This window comes from Pseudomonas sp. B20(2017) (genome assembly GCF_002113125.1).
Lineage (GTDB): Bacteria > Pseudomonadota > Gammaproteobacteria > Pseudomonadales > Pseudomonadaceae > Aquipseudomonas.
Map to the genome: position 1 here is coordinate 1 of NZ_NEJP01000004.1, position 18,501 is coordinate 18,501.

The window sequence follows — 18,501 nt, forward strand, 5'->3', positions numbered from 1 at the left end:
GAATTTCTTGACGACCATAGAGCGTTGGAACCACCTGATCCCATCCCGAACTCAGAAGTGAAACGATGCATCGCCGATGGTAGTGTGGGGTTTCCCCATGTGAGAGTAGGTCATCGTCAAGATTAAATTCCGAAACCCCAATTGCGAAAGCAGTTGGGGTTTTGTTTTAGTAGAAGTCACCGATTTTTGCCGGAACGTTACTGCGGTAACGGGCTGGTCACAGAATTTCTTGACGACCATAGAGCGTTGGAACCACCTGATCCCATCCCGAACTCAGAAGTGAAACGATGCATCGCCGATGGTAGTGTGGGGTTTCCCCATGTGAGAGTAGGTCATCGTCAAGATTGAATTCCGAAACCCCTGTCTGCGAATGCAGACAGGGGTTTTGTCGTTTCAGAGCCCATAAAAGTCTGATCTTCATACCGCTCTGCGTTCCTTGCTGCTCCGACGAGCCTGCCTTTTGCGCCACCAGATGTAGACGCCAGTCCCCGACAACCCCGCAATCAGAACACCCAATACCGCGATCATCACTTGTCCGGTGAAGCCTATGATCCGTCCCCCATGTATCGGCAACTGCAACCGATAAAACCGCTCTCCCAACGTCCCTTCTCCTGCGATCTCCTGCCCCAGTAATCGTCCGTCCGTACCGTGGAAGAACAACCAGGATTTGCCGTGGGCCTCGGTGTCATGCTGGCCGAACCCCGCACCGTAGAAGTTGTACTCAAAGCTGTAATACAACTCGCCAATCGCCGCTGTCAGCCCCAACCTTTTGCCTTCCTGTTGTGCCCTTTCGTATGCCTGTTGATAACTCAATCGAGTGATCCCCAGCTCTTCGGCAGGCATCCGCCCTCGCGCCTCATACACGCTCGGTTCAATCGGAGAAAACAACGACACCGCAGGTTTGAAGACCTGACTCGGCAGATTCATCGCCACGCTGCTGACGGCTATCGGCAGCAACAACAACCACAGCCACAACCCCCCCGCCCGGTGCAGATCAAAGTTGAGTCGATAGGCATGCCCGCCCTTGATCTTCCAGGCGTTCGACCACTTCTTCCAGAACGGTTTACCCCGCGGCAACGTCAGCCAGAGGGCAATCAAGCAATCGATTACCCAAGCGATGGCCACCAACCCCATCAACAGCAAACCCCAGTTACCGGGGAGTGTCAGGTTGTAGTGAAACTCGAGAATGAACGGAACGAAGTTCTCACGCTGGAAACAGCACTCGCCCCAGTAACGCTGACCTTTTTGCTCTCCGCTGACAGGGTCGAGGTAGAACACTTCATTGCGTTCTTTAAACGGTTCACCCGTCGCCGGATCATTTCGCGGAACCGCCGCCAGCAATGCCGTGTGGTCTGCCTCGTTCGGGTACTCCATGTACCAGACCTGCAACTTCGGATGGGCCGATTGCACCGCATCAACCAGCTCACCTGGCGGCAGACGCTTCCCCTCGGCCGAAGCCTCGTAAAACTGCGGATTCAACCACTCATCCAGCTCATGGTTGAACGCCAGAATGCTCCCGGTGATCCCGGCCAGCAGCAGAAAAACCGCTGTGGCCAACCCGATATACCGGTGCAATAAAACCAGAAATGAGCGCATGAAAATTCCCCCACAGATACGACAAAGCCAGCCCCTGAAATCAAGGGCTGGCTTTTTTATGCATAAGACAAAGGCTTAGAACTGGTAACTGACCGTGGCGACGACGTTGCGCTCTTCGCCCATGTAGCAGAAGTCCAGACTGGCGCAGGAGGCTACGTAGGATTCATTGGTCAGGTTGTTAGCATTCAGGCGTACGTCGACACCCTTCAGACCGACCTTGCCGAGGTCATAGCCAATCGATGCGTCGAACAATGTGTAGGACGGCACCTTCATGGTGTTCTCTGCATCCGCCCAGCTATAGCCGACATAACGTACACCACCGCCCAGTCGCAGCCCGTCGAGTGCCGCGCTGTCGAACTTGTAGTCGGCCCACAGCGATGCCATGTGCCGTGGCGCCTGGGTTGGCGAATTGCCTTTGTTCTCGATCACATTGGTCGGTGTGCTCAGGGTGCTGGTCATCGACTTCGAGTATTCAATGTCGGTGAAGGTGTAGCTGCCGAGCACTTTCAGGTTGTCGGTCAATTGCATGTGCGCTTCAAGTTCCAGCCCCTGAGAGCGGACAGCGCCTACAGCGCGATAGAAGTTTTCCTGCGGCAGTTTGGTCGCCAGGTTTTCCTGATCGATGCGGAACAACGAGGCGGTGAACAGATTGTCGGTACCCGGCGGCTGATACTTCAGGCCCATTTCCCACTGGGTTCCATCGGTCGGTGCGAGCGGATTGCCGGCGCTGTCAGCGTAGGAATTCGGGTTGAACGACTCGGAATAGCTGACGTACGGAGCGAGCCCGTTATCGAACAGATACAGCGCGCCTGCACGGCCAGTGAGCTTGGTGCGTCGATCGTTGATCTCGGTGCCGACCGGACGGCCCGCTTCGGCGATGCGGTTTTCATCGGAGGTTTCCACCCAGTCCTGACGCAGTCCCAGCGAGAAGCGCCACTTGTCCATTTCGATCAGGTCTTGCAGATAAACGCCGGTCTGCTCCAGGCGCCGCAGGTAGCTGGTATCGCCGTACGGCGTAATAGCGGAATTGCCATACACCGGGTTGAACGCGTTGATCGGCGCCAGGCCGCCACTGGTCCAGTCGACCACGGTTTTGCGTCGCTGGTAATCCGCCCCCATCAGCACCGTGTGCTTGATCGCGCCGGTGAAAAATTCGGCCTGGAGCATGTTGTCGACGATGAATGCGTGCAGGCGCTCGTTGCCGCCGGTGTAGTAGCGATTCAGTTCGTTGCTGGTCGGCGACGTCCAGCCATAGGCGTATACCTGATCCATGTTCACTTTGGAGTCGAGGTAGCGGAAATTCTGCCGCGCGGTGAAGACGTCGTTGAAGCGGTGTTCGAACTGGTAACCGAACGACTGCTGATCACGGGAGTAACCGTCGATGCCCGGCTCGCCTTCAAAGAAGTGCGGCGAGATACGATTACCGTTGCGTAGATGAATCGTGCCGTCGGCCGGCACGCCACCGTGATAGCCGCCGTCCGGGTCATGCTGCAGATACGCTTGCAGAGTCAGTGAGGTGTCTTCGCTGAAATCGATGCTGACGGTCGGTGCGAGGGCGAAGCGCTTTTCCTTGTTGTGGTCGAATTGCGTGTCGGACTGATCCGTCAATCCGGTCAGACGATAGGCGATACGCTTGTCGTCATCGACCGGTCCGCTGAAGTCAAAACCGACACCGCGCTGGCCCTGAGTACCGACGGTGGCCTGAATCTGATGATAGGCCTCGTACAGCGGTTTCTTGCTGGTCAGCGCCACCAGACCGCCCGGCGAGCTGCGGCCGTAGAGCACCGACGAAGGCCCTTTCAGAATATCGACGCGCTCAAGGAAATACGGATCAACCTGCATGGTGCTGTAGGTGCCGCTGTCGCCCATCGACTTGAGGCCGTCGAGGTAAATGTTATCCACCGAACCATCGTTGAAGCCGCGCATTGCCACGTAGTCGTAACGGTGCGTAGCGCCGTAAGGATTGGTCAGCACACCGGGGGTGTAACGCATGGCCTGGGACACGGTTTGCGAGCCCTGATCGTCCATTTGCTCACGAGTGACGACGGACACGCTTTGCGAAGTTTCCAGCAGCGCAGTACTGGTTTTGGTGGCGATCTGGCTGTGCGTCGCGTTGTAGCCGTCCATGCTGCCCAACGCGTTGCCGAGGGCGAAGCCTTTGATGTCGGTGGTCGGCAGGGCCAGCGCTTCGGTTTCTGCAACCGAGCGCAACACATAGCTGCTGCCGTCCTGGCTGATCGCTTCCAGACCCGAACCACCGAGCAGATGACTCAGCGCCTGATCGGTCGAATACTCGCCCTGCACGCCCGGTGACTGGCGGCCCTGGGTCTGCTGCGGCGTCATCGACAACGTGATGCCCGCCTGACGCGCGAACTGGTTCAGCGCCTCGCCTAATGGTCCGGCGGCGATGTTGTAGCGGTGGCTGCCGACCTCGCTGGCATTGGCCGCGATGCTCAGGCTCGGCAGCACGCCAATACCCAGTGCGGTAGAAAACAGCGCCGCCCGGACGGCATGACGTAACAGGCCGGATTCGGAAGAGAAATTCAGAGGGTTCTTACAGGTAACGCGCGCAGTCATTGTAGGTTTCCGTAGGCAGTCGCGAAGGCTGAGTTGAAGTGCTTACTGACTAAGCCGGACTTGCCACGAAAACCCGCCAAAATAATTTCAGGCCACAGACTCCAGTATCACCCACCAGCGGGTGCGGTAGCGCAACTGCACCGGCAGGGTCTGCGGCAGGATCGCCAGCAGCTTGTCGGTGTCCTCAAGACGGAACACGCCGGACAGGCGCAAATCCGCAATGTCCGACGCACAGCTCAGAAAACCCTGACGATACCGGCCGACTTCGCTGAGGAAGTCGCCCAGCCGCATGTTGCGAGTTACGATCAGCCCGTCGACCCAGGCACCGGCGTCCATGTCCAACGGCGGCGCGGGACGAATTTGATGGTGATCGATCAGGTAGCTCTGACCGGCGATGGCCTCTGTCGAGTTGCCTGCGGAGTGAATCGCGACCCGGCCACTGGTGACGCTCAGGCGCGTGCAACCCTCTTCCTGGCGCAGAATGAATCGCGCCTTGAACGGCTCGTAACTGCCATGACGACTTTGCACTCGCAGCGGTCGGTCAAACGGCGCACCTTCATCGGCACCGCCGCAGGTGACGACGATTTCGCCTCGGGCCAGTTTGATCAGCCTTTGTTGCGCGGTGTAGTCGAGATCCACGCTGCTGGCGGTGTTGAGTTCTATACGCGTGCCGTCCGGCAACTGGAAGCCACGGCGTTCGCCGGTGGTGGTGGCGTAGTCGGCACTCCACTGTTGCCAGACGGAAGTTTCCTTGGCCAGCCATCCCGCCGAGCCCACCAAGAGCGCGCCGGACAACAGCTTCAACGCCTGACGTCGACCCAACCCCTGCGCACTGTTTTCCAGCGTGTTGAACGCCACCTGCGCACCGGGCACGGCGCGCAGATTGTGGGTCAGTTCGGCTTGCAGAGACTGCACCCGCTGCCAGGCCAGTTCGTGATCATGGTGTTCGGCGCGCCATTGTTCGCACTGGCGATTCAGGCGCGGATTGCCATGGTTGTTGCGCAGGCGCAGGAGCCAGTGAATGGCCTGTCGGACCACCTGCTGCGGTGGCTCGGCACGACGGCCAAGCGAGGGGTTATCCACCGGCATCAGCTTTCATACCGCAGCACATAGCAGTGAAACAGGGCATCGGCGACGTAGCGTTCTACCGAGCGCAGGGACAGGCCCATCCGCTCGGCAATCTGCCTGTGGGTCAAACCTTCGCACTGCGCCAGCAGAAATGCCTGACGCACTTTCGGCTTCAAGCCTTCAAGCATGCGTGCGATGCCTTCGAGCAATTCGATCACCAAGGCGCGGGCTTCGGCACTTGGTGTTTCGGCTTCAGGCAAGTGGGCGATGGTTTCCAGATAGGCGCGTTCAATTTCTTCACGGCGCCAATGATCAATCACCAAACCCCGAGCAACAGTGCGCAAGAATGCGCGAGGTGCCTTGAGTTCCAGACGCTCGGTACGCTGCAGCAAACGCACGAAGGTGTCCTGAGCCAGATCCGCCGCATCTGCGGCATTGCCCAGCCGCGCGCGCAACCAGCCGTTGAGCCAGCCGTGATGACTACTGTAAAGCGCCTGTACTGCAAACTCAGGTGAGGACATGAACGCGACAGCCCGAACGTCACAAATGATAATTAGTCGCATTGTCATCAAGGGTTACAGAATTTGCAACCGGCGCTGCAAAACCGTCATCAAAAAATGACAGGCGAACGCTCTGGCACGCCGTTCGGCGGGAACTGGCAGAAATGCCGTCCATTTCCTACAAAACGCTAAGTTTTCTCCGAATCGTGCCGACAGACTGGTGAGACATGCGTGCACCAAAGTAGAGCAGCCATCAGAACGCTGCCTGCGCTGTACATGGAATGTTGCATACGGAACGCATCCCCACTTTTGGCATAAGAAGTCCCATGAAATGAATCTCAAGTTCAGCCATAAAATCCTGCTGGCCGCCTCGGGCGTCGTGGTCCTGGCGTTCGCGCTGTTTACTTTGTACAACGACTATCTGCAGCGAAATACCATTCGCCAAAACCTCCAGTCCTCGGTCCAGCAGGCCGGTGACCTGACCGCCAGCAGTGTGCAGAACTGGATGAGCGGGCGGATTCTGGTACTGGAAAACCTCGCACAGAACGTCGCTCATCAAGGCAAGAATGCCGACTTCCCGGGGCTGGTCGATCAACCGGCCTTCACCTCGAACTTCCAGTTCACCTACGTCGGCCAGGCCAACGGCGTGTTCACCCAGCGCCCTGACGCGAAGATGCCAGACGGCTACGATCCGCGTCAGCGCCCTTGGTACAAGCAGGCCGTGGCCGCTGACCAGACCATGTTGACCCCGCCATACATGGCTGCCGTTGGCGGTCTGGTGGTGACCATCGCCATGCCGGTGAAAAAGAACGGCGAGCTGCTCGGCGTCGTGGGCGGTGACCTGAGCCTGGAAACCCTGGTGAAGATCATCAACTCGGTGGACTTCGGTGGCCTGGGCCACGCGTTTCTGGTCAGCGGTGACGGTCAGGTGATCGTCAGCCCGGACAAAGATCAGGTGATGAAGAACCTCAAGGACATCTACCCGAACGCCGGTGTGCGTATCGAGAAGGGCAACCAGAACGTGGTGCTCAACGGCCAGGAACGCATCCTGTCGTTCACCCCGGTCGCAGGTCTGCCGAATGCCGAGTGGTACATCGGCCTGTCGATCGACCGCGACAAGGCCTACGCCGCACTCAGCCAGTTCCGTACCTCGGCAGTGATTGCGATGTTCGTCGCCGTGGGCGCGATTGCGGTGTTCCTGAGCCTGCTGATCACCGTCCTGATGCGTCCGCTGATCACCATGGGCCGCGCGATGCAGGACATCGCCCAGGGTGAAGGTGACCTGACCCGTCGTCTGGTAGTGGAAAGCAAGGACGAGTTCGGCGAGCTGGGCAGTTCGTTCAACCAGTTCGTGGAGCGGATTCACGCCTCCATTTCCGAAGTGTCTTCCGCGACCCGTCACGTACACGACCTGTCGCAACGGGTGATGGCATCGTCCAACGCCTCGATCATCGGTTCCGACGAGCAAAGTGCACGCACCAACAGCGTGGCTGCCGCGATCAATCAGCTGGGTGCCGCCACCCAGGAAATCGCCCGCAACGCCGCCGATGCTTCGCAACACGCCAGCGGCGCGAGCGAACAGGCTGAGGATGGTCGTCAGGTGGTCGAGCAGACGATTCAGGCCATGACCGAGCTGTCGCAGAAGATCAGCCTGTCGTGCACCCAGATCGAAACCCTGAATGCGAGCACCGACAACATCGGCCACATTCTCGACGTGATCAAAGGCATCTCCCAGCAGACCAACCTGCTGGCGCTCAACGCGGCCATCGAAGCGGCCCGTGCCGGTGAGGCCGGACGCGGTTTTGCGGTGGTAGCGGACGAGGTGCGCAACCTCGCTCACCGCACCCAGGAGTCGGCGGAAGAGATCCACAAGATGATCACCTCGCTGCAGGTCGGTTCCCGCGAAGCGGTGAGCACCATGAACGCCAGTCAGGCGTCCAGCGAAGAGAGCGTTGAAGTGGCGAACCAGGCCGGTCTGCGTCTGGTCAGCGTGACCCAGCGCATCGGCGAAATCGACGGCATGAACCAGTCGGTGGCAGCGGCTACCGAAGAGCAGACCGCCGTGGTGGAAACCCTCAACGTCGACGTCAACCAGATCAACCTGCTGAATCAGCAGAGCGTGGCCAACCTCAATGAAACGTTGAAGGATTGCGATGCGTTGTCGCAGCAGGCCAATCGTTTGAAACAGCTGGTCGACAGCTTCAAGATCTGACATCAAGTCAGACCGCGTTATCGTTCATCGCGGGCAAGCCCGCTCCCACAGGATTTCTGGCGCACACAACATTTGTGACCAACCTGGAACCCGTGGGAGCTGGCTTGCCAGCGATAGCGGTGGCTCAATCACCGCAGAGCTGAAGCCTAAATAAACAGCTTCAGCACATTGCCCATCGCATCATCGGCGAACCCCTGCACGAAATCCTTGAACCCCGGCAGCGCTTCGGGCCCACCGCTGGCCGGCTCGGCAATGATCGTCCAGGTCGCCCGCGACTTGCCCGCGCCCAGCGACTCCACATTCATCGCCGCCCACAGATTGGCCACGCCCAGCGTGTTGTAGATCGTGGTCCAGGTCATGCTCAGCGCCTGGTCGTCCCGGGAGTTGAGTTGCTCGACCACGATGTTGCCATCCTTGAAGAACTTCTTGCGCAGCGACGACACGCCTTCGCCGGTCATTTCAATGTGCGACAGCGCCGGAATGAAACGGTCGAAGCCGTCGAATTTGCCGACCACTGCCCACACCTGTTTGGCGTCCACCGGCACTTCCACCGATGACACGACGTGGCAGCCGTGAGGGTTTTTGATCAGGGTGTCGGGTTGAAGATTGCTCATGGTGTTGCTCCTTGGTTGATGAGTCAGATGAAGTTGATTTCTTTCAGGTAGTCGCAGCCGCGACGCAGCAGCGCCGGGGATTTTTCCGGGTAGTGCGCGCCCATCTGCTGCACGCCGGCCTGGGCGTTGGCGTGGCCGATCAGGGAGATGTCGCCGATGTCCTCCTCGAAGCCGTTGAGGTAGAAACCGAGCACGCCGAACAGCGCGTTGTCGGCATCGACCCGGCCCAGTTGCTGTTGCCAGTCGGCGACGCTGACCAGCGAAAACTCGCTGCCGGTTTCGCGAAACGACGCGACATAGGCATCCCAGCTCAGGGGCTCCGGGTTATGCAGGTTGAACACCGCCCGTTCGGCCGAGTAACGGCTGGCGTGGAAGGCGATGAAGCGGGCGAGAAAGTCCACCGGCATCAGGTCGAAATTCAGCGCGAAGGCCGGCACCTGGCCGAGCTGGATCGAGCCCTTGAGCATCAGCATCAAACGGTTCTTGTGCGGCTGGCAGACACCGCTGAGGCTGTTGAAACTGATGTTGCCGGGCCGATACAGATTGACCCGCACCCCACGCTCCCGCGCCCGTTCGAGGATGCGTTCGCCGACCCATTTCGACAGGTTGTAGCCGTTGCGGATGTAGATCGGCGGCGTCGGTGCGGCGGGCAATTCCAGCACCCGGCCTGCGTCGTCGACAGTGCTGGAGGCCGACAGCGTCGAGACGAAATTGAACACCTTCTTGCTGCGCCCTTCGCACAGCCGTAGCAGTTCGAAAATCGGCTCGACGTTGTCCGCCGCCAACGACTCGTAATCAAGCACGTGATTGACGTTGGCGGCGTTGTGCACCAGCGCACCGAACTCGCGATCCAGTCGCACGAAGTCTTCATCGGACAGCCCCAGTTGCGGCCGGGTGATGTCTGCCGAATAGACCCGCACCCGACTGAGGTCCAGATGCTCCAGCCGGTTCTCTCGCAACGACTGGGCAAAGCGTTGCTCCGCCGTTTGCCCGCCGCCATCGCGCACCAGGCACGCCACTTCGCTGGCGCCCCATCCCAGCAACGCCTCGACGATGTGCACGCCGACAAAACTGTTGGCGCCGGTGACGATCACCTTGTGCACATCGCCCATGCGGCTGATCGGCAACGGCTTGATGTCCAGCGCTCGTTCGGCGTCGGCCATCGCCTGGGCGCTGAGTACCGCGCTATCGTCGGTGCCGCGCACCAACGTGGCGAGTTTGGTGATGGTCGGCAGTTCGATGAAGCGGTTGATCGAGATGCTGCGGCCGAACTCCTCCCGCAATCGCAGGAGCATGCGCGACAGCAGAATCGAGTGACCGCCGAGATTGAAGAAGCTTTCATCGGTGGAAATGTCGCTGGTCGGCAGTTCCAGCAACTCGCCCCAGATCTCCAGCAGCAGTGCTTCGTCGGCGTTGGCCGGCAGGCATTTCGGGCCGCTGTCCTGCACGCTCACCGGCAGCTCCAGCAGGGCCTTGCGATCGACTTTGCCATTGGCGGCGAACGGCATGTTCGGCAGTTCCGTCCATGCCACCGGTTGCATGTAGTCGGGTAAAAACTGCTGCGCATGCGCTTTCAACGAATCGCGCGCGGCATCCGATTGCGGTTGGGCAAGGAACGCCAGAATCCGTCGCTGACTGTCGATCACCACGGCGATTTGCCGATACAGCTGACTCTCGCGCAGGCACCGCTCGATCTCTTCCGGCTCGACCCGGAAGCCGCGGATCTTCACCTGATTGTCGCGGCGTCCGCACAGTTCGATGCCTTCTTCGCCCCACTTGGCCATGTCGCCGCTGCGGTAGGCGCGCAGACGCTGACCGTCCGGCAATTCCAGATCCAGATAGCGCTCCGATGTCTGCTGTGGATTGTTCAGGTAACCCAGGCATACGCCGGGGCCGACGATGAACAGCTCGCCCACGGTCTGCTCCGGCACCGGTTGCAGATCGTCATCGAGGATCAGCACCTGACTGTTGGCAATCGGCCCACCGAGGGTGCGATTGCTGTCGCCTGGTTGCAGTTGTCGCGCGGTGATCAGCACCGTGGCTTCGGTCGGGCCGTAGAGGTTGTGCAGCTTGCCCTGACGCGTCAGCTGCTCGATCACGAACGGCTCGCAGACATCGCCGCCGGTCATGATCTGCCCGACGCTTTGCAGTTGGTCCAGCGGCAGGATGCTCAACAGCGCCGGCGGCAGGAACGCGTGGGTCAGTTGCCGACGGCGGATCAGCGCCATCAGTTGCAGCGGATCACGGCGCTGGTTGTCGTCGGGCACCACCAGTTCCGCGCCTTCGAGCAAGGTCGGGAAAATGTCGATCAGCGACGAGTCAAAACTCAGCGACGAGAACTGCAACACCCGACTCTCGGCCCGCAACTGCACGTAATCGGCGTACCACGCCGTGAAATGCGCGAGGTTCGCCTGACTGAGCAGCACACCCTTCGGATGGCCGGTGGTGCCCGAGGTATAGAGCGCCATACACGGCGCATCGAGCTTGGGTCGACGACGCATAAGCGGCTGCGACAGATCGACGTCAGTGCGGTCGATGCGGCAGGCATCCAGCCCCGGCATCGAGTCACTCAGCGGATGTTCGCCGTCGTGCAGCAACAACACCGCGCCGGCGTTTTCCAGAATGTACTGCTGACGCTGAAGCGGATGGCTCGGTTCCAGCGGCAGATACACCGCGCCGCTGCCGAGAATCGCCAGAATCGAAGCAAACAGCGCATCGCATTTCGGCAGGCAAATCCCCACTACCCATGGTTGCGGTTGTGTCTTCAGCATTGCCAGCAAGCGTTGCTGGATTGCACGGCTGTGATCATGCAACTGGCGATAGCTGATCGACTGCTCGGCAAGGTGCAGCGCCGGACGTTCCGCATGCTCGATCAGGCTCCGTTGCAGCCGTTCGATCACCGGGATCTGCGCCTGTTGCAGCAACGCCGGATGGGCCGTGGTATTGAAGCGATGGACGTAAGCCAGGCTGTCGAGAAACAGCAGGTTTTCCACCTGCTCGAAGTCCGGTGCACGGGCCGTCGCCGCGTGCTGGAAATACTCGACATCGCGGGAAAAGCGGCTGACCAGCAGCGCCACTTCGTCCACCACCTGCGCCAGTGTTCGCTGGCGCAGGGCCTGACCGTTGCCGGACGGTTCGTCGGCGATGGGTACGCGGCTCAGCAGTGTCGTGTTGCAGAGGCACAGCAGATCGAGCACCGGCAGTCTGCCGACGCCCGTTGCACCGATACCCAGACGTAAAGTCAGGTGCGGTGTCACGCCGTGATCCTGCGGCGCAAGGCTGCCGTCATCGATCACCAGATCCACCGACGGAGCGACGTCCGTCAGCAATGAATGACCGTGTTGTTCGAGCTCCTGCGCCAGGTCGGTCAAGGCCTGGCTGCGGCCCCTCAGCAAAATGTCGAGACGTCTCATGTCAGCCTCCTTGTCAAACCAGGTAGTCGCGCAGGGCGTGCTGCACGCACGGTGTGTCGAGCAGCGAGCTGTTGTGGAAGAACCGCACGATGTTGCCCACCAGCGGGTGGTGACGATTGATCGGGAATGCCAGCCCGGCCATCTCGTCTTTCAGTGCGCGGCGGGTTGCCTCGTTGACTGGCAGGGCGTCGATCAGGCGCAGGTCGAAAGCCTTCTGGATGTCGTTGGTCAGGTAATGGCCGATGAACACCGGCAGGATCTGCGCGATGCATTCGCGATCCGCATCGCTCGCGGTGTGCCAGTAGATGCGCACCATCCGCGCCCAGAAACTCGAGTGCCGGCCCTCGTCGAGCAGGTGGTCGGCCATCAGGCCTTTGATCGACGGCTTGACCGTGTCGTCCCGTGCGAACGCCGCGACATCGCCGGTCACGGTGTTTTCGGCGATGGCGACGCAGATCAGCTCCACGGCGCTGCGCAAGTGTTGCGGCGCCAGTTCGACGGCAGCCGGAATCGCCCGGCTCAGTTCGATTTCATTCGGCAGCTCGATGGGCTCGATGCCGGTCAAGGCCACGGTCTGCTGCATGAAATCCATCGCCACCAGCGCGTGGTAGTCCTCGTCCACGACCACGGTCATCGCGTCGTAGCGACAGGCGAACGGGAACGCCACGGCGAAGCGGTTCTTGGCGATGCTGCGGGCGGTCTTGTCGACGATCTCGGTCTCGAAAATCACCACGTCGTTGATGAACTTGTACAGCGTCTGCACCAAGGCAAAATCACGCTGATGCGGGCATTCGCGCAGGAAGGTTTCGCTGAGCACCAACGGCTGGCGGCTGAGCGGATAGATCAGCCGCGCGTCGTCCTCCAGCACGCGGCGTGGCCGGGTGCGAATGGTCGCGCGGCTTTCCCAGGCGTCGGCGAAAGACTGGTAGTCGGCGGCGTTCATTGGGCCACCTCCGCCAGCGGCTCGCGCATGCTCAGGCGGAGGCCGTCCCAGAGGGCGATGCGGCTTTCCACGGCGGCGATGGCGCTGGCGTAGACCTCGGCTTCGCGCTGCGGATCGCCATCGACCAGTCGATCCAGCAGTTGCTCGGCGGCCGGGCCGTGGTCTTCGGAGTCGACCTCGATGTGCCGCTCCAGGTAGTAACGGAAGGTCGGCGCCTGTTCGACGCCAATGCCCCAGGCATCGAGCATGCGCTGGAACATCGTCGGGATCACGCTCTCGCGACCGTGCAGGAATGCGGCGGCCACGCTGTGCCCCGGCGCATGCAGCGCGGTGTGCAAGGTGTCACGGACGAATCGCGCCGCCGCCGGATCAACCTCGACGCTTTGCAGGGCGACGTCGTAACTCACGCCTTCCTGTTGCAGTGTCACGAAGCGCTCCACCGCTGTCGTGTCCGCACCGACTTCGCGCATCGCATCCAGATACAGTTCGAAGTGACTGTAATGCCCGTGTGACAGCCGGTCGTCAGATTCTTCCCCGAGCACGATTTCGTTGATCAGTCGTGCCGCGTGCGGATCCCGTGGCGGCAACCACGGCAGGCGAGTGCAAGTCAGTTCCTGCTGCAGGCGCTTGGTCAGTGACATGAAGTCCCAGACAGCAAATACATGGGACTCCATGAACCGGCGCAATGTCGCCAAAGAATCGATTTCGGAGAAGATCGGATGAACGCTGAGTTCGGCTTTCTTTAGTGTAAGTTGCTCTTTAGTTGGCATGGTTGCGAGACTCTGGATAAGAGGGAAGTAGGGATTGCTCAATCAATCGCTAATAACGTTGAACAAGTTTCTCCAGGCGAACGACAGCCTCATTCGGTTTCGATGAAAGCAGGCAATGTCTGAAGGGCCCAAAACTACAGCGGACGGTCAAGCCGTCGCAATCGAGGCCGTACTGCAAGGGTGTGCCGTGTTGATCATTACGGATCCAGACTCGGCGAAGAAAAACTAATACATCGCAAAACAACTTAACAAGTTTATTTTTAATTATTTTTAGTTGGCTGTTTTGGAAGTATGAGTGGGTCAGATAAAACTTATTGGTTAAGTTTTATTTGGGCGTAGTTACTCCTTTCGGCGTTTAATGGCCAAAATTGAACGACAAGAGTGAATGCCTCACTCGAAGCAACTTTCCAATTGAGTAATTGAATGAATATGAGGGGATGAAGTCGGGCTGTAACGGCGCCGTTTCTTCCTGTTCCCGTGACAAGGCTCCTTCCGTAGGTTCCTGGTGCGGGGACTGCTGCCGGGGCGGCGCGTCCCCGTTCTATATTGGGTTGGCGTTTCAAGGGTGCGCGTAAATCGGCGCCGCGGCTATCGTCGAAAATGACTTCCTTGCGGTGCAAATTCCGGGCTGTTCAAAGCAGTGGGGAGGTTAGAGCGCAGGCGCCGAAGTGCCACGGCAATTGAGCGTGACCGGCGTGAGGATTTGTAAGCGGGTTATACGCCGGGTGAGCGAGGGCTCACCCGGGGGATTTTCAGCGTGCCGCCTGGCGACCTTTGGAGGTGGTGCTTGCCAAGTATCGAGTGATCACCTCGACACCGCGATTGAGGTGCTGCTCCAGCAGTGTCACGGCGTGCGGGGTGTCACGCTCTTTCACGGCCTGCAACAGCGCACGGTGGTCGTCCTGGGAGAGTTTGCCCAGGCCCATGGCCTCGAGGTTGAAGCGCAGGAAGCGTTCTTCTTCATTCAAGCCGTCTTCCACCAGCCGCAACAGCCGGCCATTGGGCGCCTTGCTGTAGAGCGCCATGTGAAACAGACGGTTGAGCCGGCCGATCTCTGTGTAGTCGTGTTCGATTTCCAGCTCTTCGATGTAGCCGGCCGCGCGTTCGTGATCGGCCGGGGTCAGCAGCGGGATCGACTGGCGCAGCGCTTCGGACTCCAGCAGGATGCGCAGCTCGTAGGTTTGCGTTGCATCGCCCTGGATCAACGGCGCCACCACCGCGCCCTTGTGGGCAATCACGCTGAGCAGGCCCTGGGCCTCGAGTTGGCGCAAGGCTTCGCGCACCGGCATGCGGCTGACACCGAACAGGTCGGCCAGATCCTGCTGGCGCACGGCGGTGCCGCAGGGCAGGCGCCCGTCGAGAATCGCCGCGCGCAGGGTTTCTTCGATGACCGAGCGCGCCAGATGCGCGGGAATCGGGCCGTCGACTTTGATGCTGTGGAGTGGCTTGGGCTTCTGGGTCACAACTGCACACCCTATGACTGCGATATTTGGATCCAAAGGACACTAGTGATTGCTCTACAGGTTGTCAAACCATGTAGAAGAACCCTGTCACATCTGAAGTTTAGCGCGCCAACGATGATCTCAGGGTGCCATTGTTTTTTGCTGGGCTAACCTTCACCATCAAGCGCTTTCCTCTCTGCCCTGGATGCCTTGCATTGGCGGTACGTTTCGCAATCCCACGGATTGCGCGCTGGTTTGCCTGCGCGCTGCTGCTGGCCGGCATCATGCTGGGCGGTCTGCATGCCGATTGGGATTTTTCCGCAATCAGCCGCAAGGCCACGGCACTGTACGGGCCGTTGGGCGCCGGGCAACAGCGGATCGATGCCTGGCAGAACCTGCTGGCCACGCAGAAGCAGGTCAGCGAGATGGAAAAGCTCAAAGTAGTGAACCTGTTTTTCAACAAACAGATGCGCTACGTCGAAGACATCGATCTGTGGCACGAGGTCGATTATTGGGAAACCCCCATCGAGGCCTTGTGGAAAGGCGCCGGCGACTGCGAAGACTACGCGATCGCCAAGTATTTCAGCCTGCGCCACCTCGGTGTGGCCAGTGACAAGTTGCGCATCACCTACGTAAAGGCGCTGCGCCAGAACCGCGCGCACATGGTCCTGACTTACTATTCCAGCCCTGACGCCATGCCGCTGGTGCTCGACAGCCTGATCGACCCGATCAAGCCGGCCGCCGAGCGAACCGATTTGCTGCCGGTCTACTCTTTCAATGCCGAAGGGCTGTACCTGCCGGGCGCCAAGGGCAACAAGAAGGTCGGTGACACCAAACGCCTGTCACGCTGGCAGGATGTGTTGAAGAAAATGCAGGCCGAAGGATTTCCGGTCGAGACGACTAACTAGGAGCACGCGCTCAGATGTCTTTGTTCAAACAGCTGTTGATCGCTATCTGTCTGTTCCTGGTGGTCGCCTTCACCGGCAGCTTCATGGTCAGTCTGGAGAGCTCGCGCACCCAGTACGTCAACCAGTTGCGCTCCCATGCCCAGGATGCGGCCACGGCGCTGGCGCTGTCGTTGACGCCGAACATCGATGACCCGGCGATGGTCGAGCTGCTGGTCAGTTCGATCTTCGACAGCGGTTATTACTCGAGCATCCGCGTGGTCGACCTGAAGACCGACCAGACCATCGTCGAGCGCAACGGCATTCCAGCGGTCACCAACGTGCCGGACTGGTTCGTCAAACTGATCGGCCTGGAGCCGGCCGGTGGCGATGCGCTGGTCAGCCGTGGCTGGGAGCAGGCGGCGCGGGTCGAGGTGGTCAGCCACCCGATGTTCGCTTTGGCCAAACTCTGGCAGAGCGCGCTCGGCAGCCTTGGCTGGTTGCTGGTCTGCGGTGCGGTGAGTGCGGTGCTGGGCGCGCTGTTGTTGCGTCGGCAACTCAAGCCGCTGGATTACATGGTCAAGCAATCCCACGCCATCGCTCGTCGTGAGTTCCTGAGTCTGCCGGACCTACCGCGCACGCCTGAATTGCGCCGTGTGGTGCTGGCCATGAACCAGATGGTCGAGAAGCTCAAGGCGCTGTTCCAGGAGCAGGCCGAACGCAGTGAAAAACTGCGCACCGAGTCCTATCAGGACAACCTCACGGGGCTGGCCAACCGGCGTTATTTCGAGATGCAACTGAATGCGCGGGTGAGCAACCCGGAGCAGGCCAGTTCCGGTTATCTGCTGCTGTTGCGGGTCAAGGATCTGGCCGGTCTCAACCAGCGCCTCGGCGGTCAGCGCACCGATGAATTGTTGAAAGCGGTCGGCGAGCAACTGTCCCGCGAGTGCGCCAAATACCCGGAAACCCAGAACCTCGTCACCCGGATTCGTGGTGGTGAATTCGCCGTGCTGGCGCCGGGGCTGACCCGCGAAGAGGCGCTGCAACTGGCGCAGAGTCTTGACAGTGCCCTGAGCAGCCTGCACGCGACGGGCGCCACCGACGTGGCCGCCGTGGCTTCTATCGGCCTGGCACCGTTCGCTCACGGCGATTCGCCGCAAGCGGTTCTCAGCCTCGGCGATCAGGCGCTGGCCCAAGCCGAAGGGCAGGGCGAGCAGAACTGGGCATGTCTCGATCAGAGCCTGGTGGCGGACGTCGGTGACGATCACCACGCTTGGCACCGTTTGCTCGATCAGGCGCTGAACCAGCGGCGCTTCGAGCTGTTCTTCCAGCCGGTAGTGGCGGCGCAGGACACGCAACTGGTGCTGCATTACAAAGTGCTGTCGCGCTTGCTCGACGAGCAGGGCCAGACCATTCCCGCCGGGCGCTTCCTGCCGTGGCTGGAGCGCTTCGGCTGGACCGCGCGACTGGACCGGTTGATGCTCGAGCGGGTGCTGGAGCAGATGGCCGGCCATGAAGAATCCCTGGCGCTGAACTTGTCCTCCGCGACCCTGGCCGATCCGCAGGCGTTGAACAAAGTGTTCGAGATTCTGCGGACGCATTCCAACCTCGGTGCACGCCTGACCCTGGAAATCGGCGAGGAACAATTGCCGGAGCAAGCGGTGCTGGAACAGCTGACCCGCCGCCTGCGCGAGCTCGGATTCTCCCTGAGCCTGCAGCGCTTCGGTGGGCGCTTCAGCATGATCGGCAACCTGGCACGGCTCGGGCTGGCGTACCTGAAGATCGATGGCAGTTACATCCGGGCGATCGATCAGGAAAGCGACAAGCGTCTGTTCATCGAAGCGATCCAGCGCGCGGCACACAGCATCGATCTGCCGCTGATTGCCGAACGGGTGGAGACGGAAGGGGAGTTGTCGGTGATTCGCGAGATGGGGTTGTATGGGGTTCAGGGGCAGCTGTTCGGTGAGCCCAAACCCTGGCGTTAAGGCTGTAGAATTGCGTCGCCGCTAAGGCTGCCTTCGCGAGCAAGCTCGCTCCCACATTGGGTATACATACCTCCTGTGGGAGCGAGCTTGCTCGCGAAGGGGCCCGTCCAGTCACCGAAGATCCTGGATCAGATCAACCCGCCCTCATCCTCATCAATCAGCTGACTCAACCCGCCCAGCGCTTCCCGCGCCTGAGTCCGGTCCATCAACTTGGCCTGGGCCGCCGGCGGCAGGTCGGTGACGCGGATCACGCCTTTCTGGGTCAGTACCTGAATCAGGTCGTCGAGTACACGGATCATTTCCAGGTCGCTCTGCTTGAGCTGTTTGAGGCTGTTCTCCACGGCTTCGTTGGCGTACCAGGCCTGGATTTCGTGGTGGTCGGCCGGCAGCGTTTCCGTGGCCTCGGCGTAGGCCGCAGCTTCCACGCGAATCAACTGACCCTGCGCATCGCGTTGCACGTAAAACATTGAGCATCCCTCGGAAATGGACCAGCGTCA

Annotated in this window: 13 protein-coding genes, 2 rRNA genes and 1 pseudogene; 6 read left to right on the forward strand and 10 right to left on the reverse strand. The window is 60.3% G+C overall.

What is annotated here, in order from left to right:
* The first annotated feature begins 6 nt into the window (after nt 1-6).
* Together rrf (CAF63_RS07030) and rrf (CAF63_RS07035) are read left to right on the forward strand one after the other, a co-directional pair.
* Nucleotides 7-122 (forward strand): 5S ribosomal RNA (rrf, locus tag CAF63_RS07030).
* Between the two features lie 106 nt (nt 123-228).
* Nucleotides 229-344, forward strand: a 5S ribosomal RNA gene (gene rrf, locus CAF63_RS07035).
* 73 nt (nt 345-417) lie between these two features.
* Here rrf (CAF63_RS07035) and CAF63_RS07040 read toward each other — a convergent pair.
* The 4 genes from CAF63_RS07040 to CAF63_RS07055 all read right to left on the reverse strand — a co-directional run bounded on the left by CAF63_RS07040 (nt 418) and on the right by CAF63_RS07055 (nt 5,762).
* Nucleotides 418-1,596 carry a PepSY domain-containing protein gene (locus CAF63_RS07040; protein ID WP_085684398.1) on the reverse strand — a complete coding sequence of 393 codons (1,179 nt, stop codon included), beginning with the start codon at nt 1,594-1,596 and terminating at the stop codon, nt 418-420.
* Between the two features lie 75 nt (nt 1,597-1,671).
* Entirely contained in the window at nt 1,672-4,173 is a 2,502-nt protein-coding gene (locus tag CAF63_RS07045) for a TonB-dependent siderophore receptor (RefSeq protein ID WP_085684396.1), read from the reverse strand.
* 87 nt (nt 4,174-4,260) lie between these two features.
* Nucleotides 4,261-5,262 (reverse strand): FecR domain-containing protein, encoded by a 1,002-nt coding sequence (locus CAF63_RS07050; protein ID WP_085684394.1) that lies wholly within the window; start codon nt 5,260-5,262, stop codon nt 4,261-4,263.
* Complete coding sequence (locus tag CAF63_RS07055; protein ID WP_085684392.1) at nt 5,262-5,762, reverse strand: sigma-70 family RNA polymerase sigma factor; 501 nt, start codon at nt 5,760-5,762, stop codon at nt 5,262-5,264. Before CAF63_RS07055 ends, CAF63_RS07050 begins: the two co-directional genes overlap by 1 nt.
* A 310-nt stretch (nt 5,763-6,072) precedes the next feature.
* On the opposite strand from CAF63_RS07055, the pseudogene CAF63_RS29180 reads away from it, so the two are divergent.
* Nucleotides 6,073-7,098: pseudogene (locus CAF63_RS29180) on the forward strand (cache domain-containing protein); the annotation flags it as partial.
* A gap of 69 nt (nt 7,099-7,167) precedes the next feature.
* A complete protein-coding gene (locus CAF63_RS29185) occupies nt 7,168-7,953 on the forward strand; it encodes a methyl-accepting chemotaxis protein (RefSeq protein WP_371807395.1) in 786 nt (261 codons plus the stop codon).
* Between the two features lie 146 nt (nt 7,954-8,099).
* Here CAF63_RS29185 and CAF63_RS07065 read toward each other — a convergent pair whose 3' ends face one another.
* The 5 genes from CAF63_RS07065 to CAF63_RS07085 all read right to left on the reverse strand — a co-directional run bounded on the left by CAF63_RS07065 (nt 8,100) and on the right by CAF63_RS07085 (nt 15,156).
* Nucleotides 8,100-8,567, reverse strand: coding sequence for an SRPBCC family protein (locus CAF63_RS07065; RefSeq protein WP_085684388.1), 468 nt, complete (start codon nt 8,565-8,567; stop codon nt 8,100-8,102).
* Nucleotides 8,568-8,590: 23 nt separating this feature from the next.
* Complete coding sequence (locus CAF63_RS07070; protein ID WP_085684386.1) at nt 8,591-11,980, reverse strand: non-ribosomal peptide synthetase; 3,390 nt, start codon at nt 11,978-11,980, stop codon at nt 8,591-8,593.
* Nucleotides 11,981-11,993: 13 nt separating this feature from the next.
* Nucleotides 11,994-12,923, reverse strand: a complete 930-nt coding sequence (locus tag CAF63_RS07075) for a diiron oxygenase (protein ID WP_085684384.1) — start codon at nt 12,921-12,923, stop codon at nt 11,994-11,996.
* Nucleotides 12,920-13,693, reverse strand: a complete 774-nt coding sequence (locus CAF63_RS07080; protein WP_085684382.1) for a DUF3050 domain-containing protein — start codon at nt 13,691-13,693, stop codon at nt 12,920-12,922. Before CAF63_RS07080 ends, CAF63_RS07075 begins: the two co-directional genes overlap by 4 nt.
* 752 nt (nt 13,694-14,445) lie before the next feature.
* Nucleotides 14,446-15,156, reverse strand: a complete 711-nt coding sequence (locus CAF63_RS07085) for a GntR family transcriptional regulator (protein ID WP_085684380.1) — start codon at nt 15,154-15,156, stop codon at nt 14,446-14,448.
* Between the two features lie 194 nt (nt 15,157-15,350).
* On the opposite strand from CAF63_RS07085, the gene lapG reads away from it, so the two are divergent.
* Nucleotides 15,351-16,043, forward strand: coding sequence for a cysteine protease LapG (lapG, locus tag CAF63_RS07090; protein ID WP_085684378.1), 693 nt, complete (start codon nt 15,351-15,353; stop codon nt 16,041-16,043).
* Between the two features lie 14 nt (nt 16,044-16,057).
* Nucleotides 16,058-18,004, forward strand: a complete 1,947-nt coding sequence (gene lapD, locus CAF63_RS07095) for a cyclic di-GMP receptor LapD (RefSeq protein WP_085684376.1) — start codon at nt 16,058-16,060, stop codon at nt 18,002-18,004.
* A 128-nt stretch (nt 18,005-18,132) separates the two neighbouring features.
* Here lapD and CAF63_RS07100 read toward each other — a convergent pair whose 3' ends face one another.
* Nucleotides 18,133-18,471, reverse strand: a complete 339-nt coding sequence (locus CAF63_RS07100) for a hypothetical protein (RefSeq protein WP_039773037.1) — start codon at nt 18,469-18,471, stop codon at nt 18,133-18,135.
* Nucleotides 18,472-18,501: the final 30 nt, after the last annotated feature.

Coding starts and splice junctions, on each gene's coding strand:
- CAF63_RS07040 (WP_085684398.1), bottom strand. CDS start 1,596: ATGCGCTCATTTCTGGTTTTATTGCACCGGTATATCGGGTTGGCCACA.
- CAF63_RS07045 (WP_085684396.1), bottom strand. CDS start 4,173: ATGACTGCGCGCGTTACCTGTAAGAACCCTCTGAATTTCTCTTCCGAA.
- CAF63_RS07050 (WP_085684394.1), bottom strand. CDS start 5,262: ATGCCGGTGGATAACCCCTCGCTTGGCCGTCGTGCCGAGCCACCGCAG.
- CAF63_RS07055 (WP_085684392.1), bottom strand. CDS start 5,762: ATGTCCTCACCTGAGTTTGCAGTACAGGCGCTTTACAGTAGTCATCAC.
- CAF63_RS29185 (WP_371807395.1), top strand. CDS start 7,168: ATGGCATCGTCCAACGCCTCGATCATCGGTTCCGACGAGCAAAGTGCA.
- CAF63_RS07065 (WP_085684388.1), bottom strand. CDS start 8,567: ATGAGCAATCTTCAACCCGACACCCTGATCAAAAACCCTCACGGCTGC.
- CAF63_RS07070 (WP_085684386.1), bottom strand. CDS start 11,980: ATGAGACGTCTCGACATTTTGCTGAGGGGCCGCAGCCAGGCCTTGACC.
- CAF63_RS07075 (WP_085684384.1), bottom strand. CDS start 12,923: ATGAACGCCGCCGACTACCAGTCTTTCGCCGACGCCTGGGAAAGCCGC.
- CAF63_RS07080 (WP_085684382.1), bottom strand. CDS start 13,693: ATGCCAACTAAAGAGCAACTTACACTAAAGAAAGCCGAACTCAGCGTT.
- lapD (WP_085684376.1), top strand. CDS start 16,058: ATGTCTTTGTTCAAACAGCTGTTGATCGCTATCTGTCTGTTCCTGGTG.
- CAF63_RS07100 (WP_039773037.1), bottom strand. CDS start 18,471: ATGTTTTACGTGCAACGCGATGCGCAGGGTCAGTTGATTCGCGTGGAA.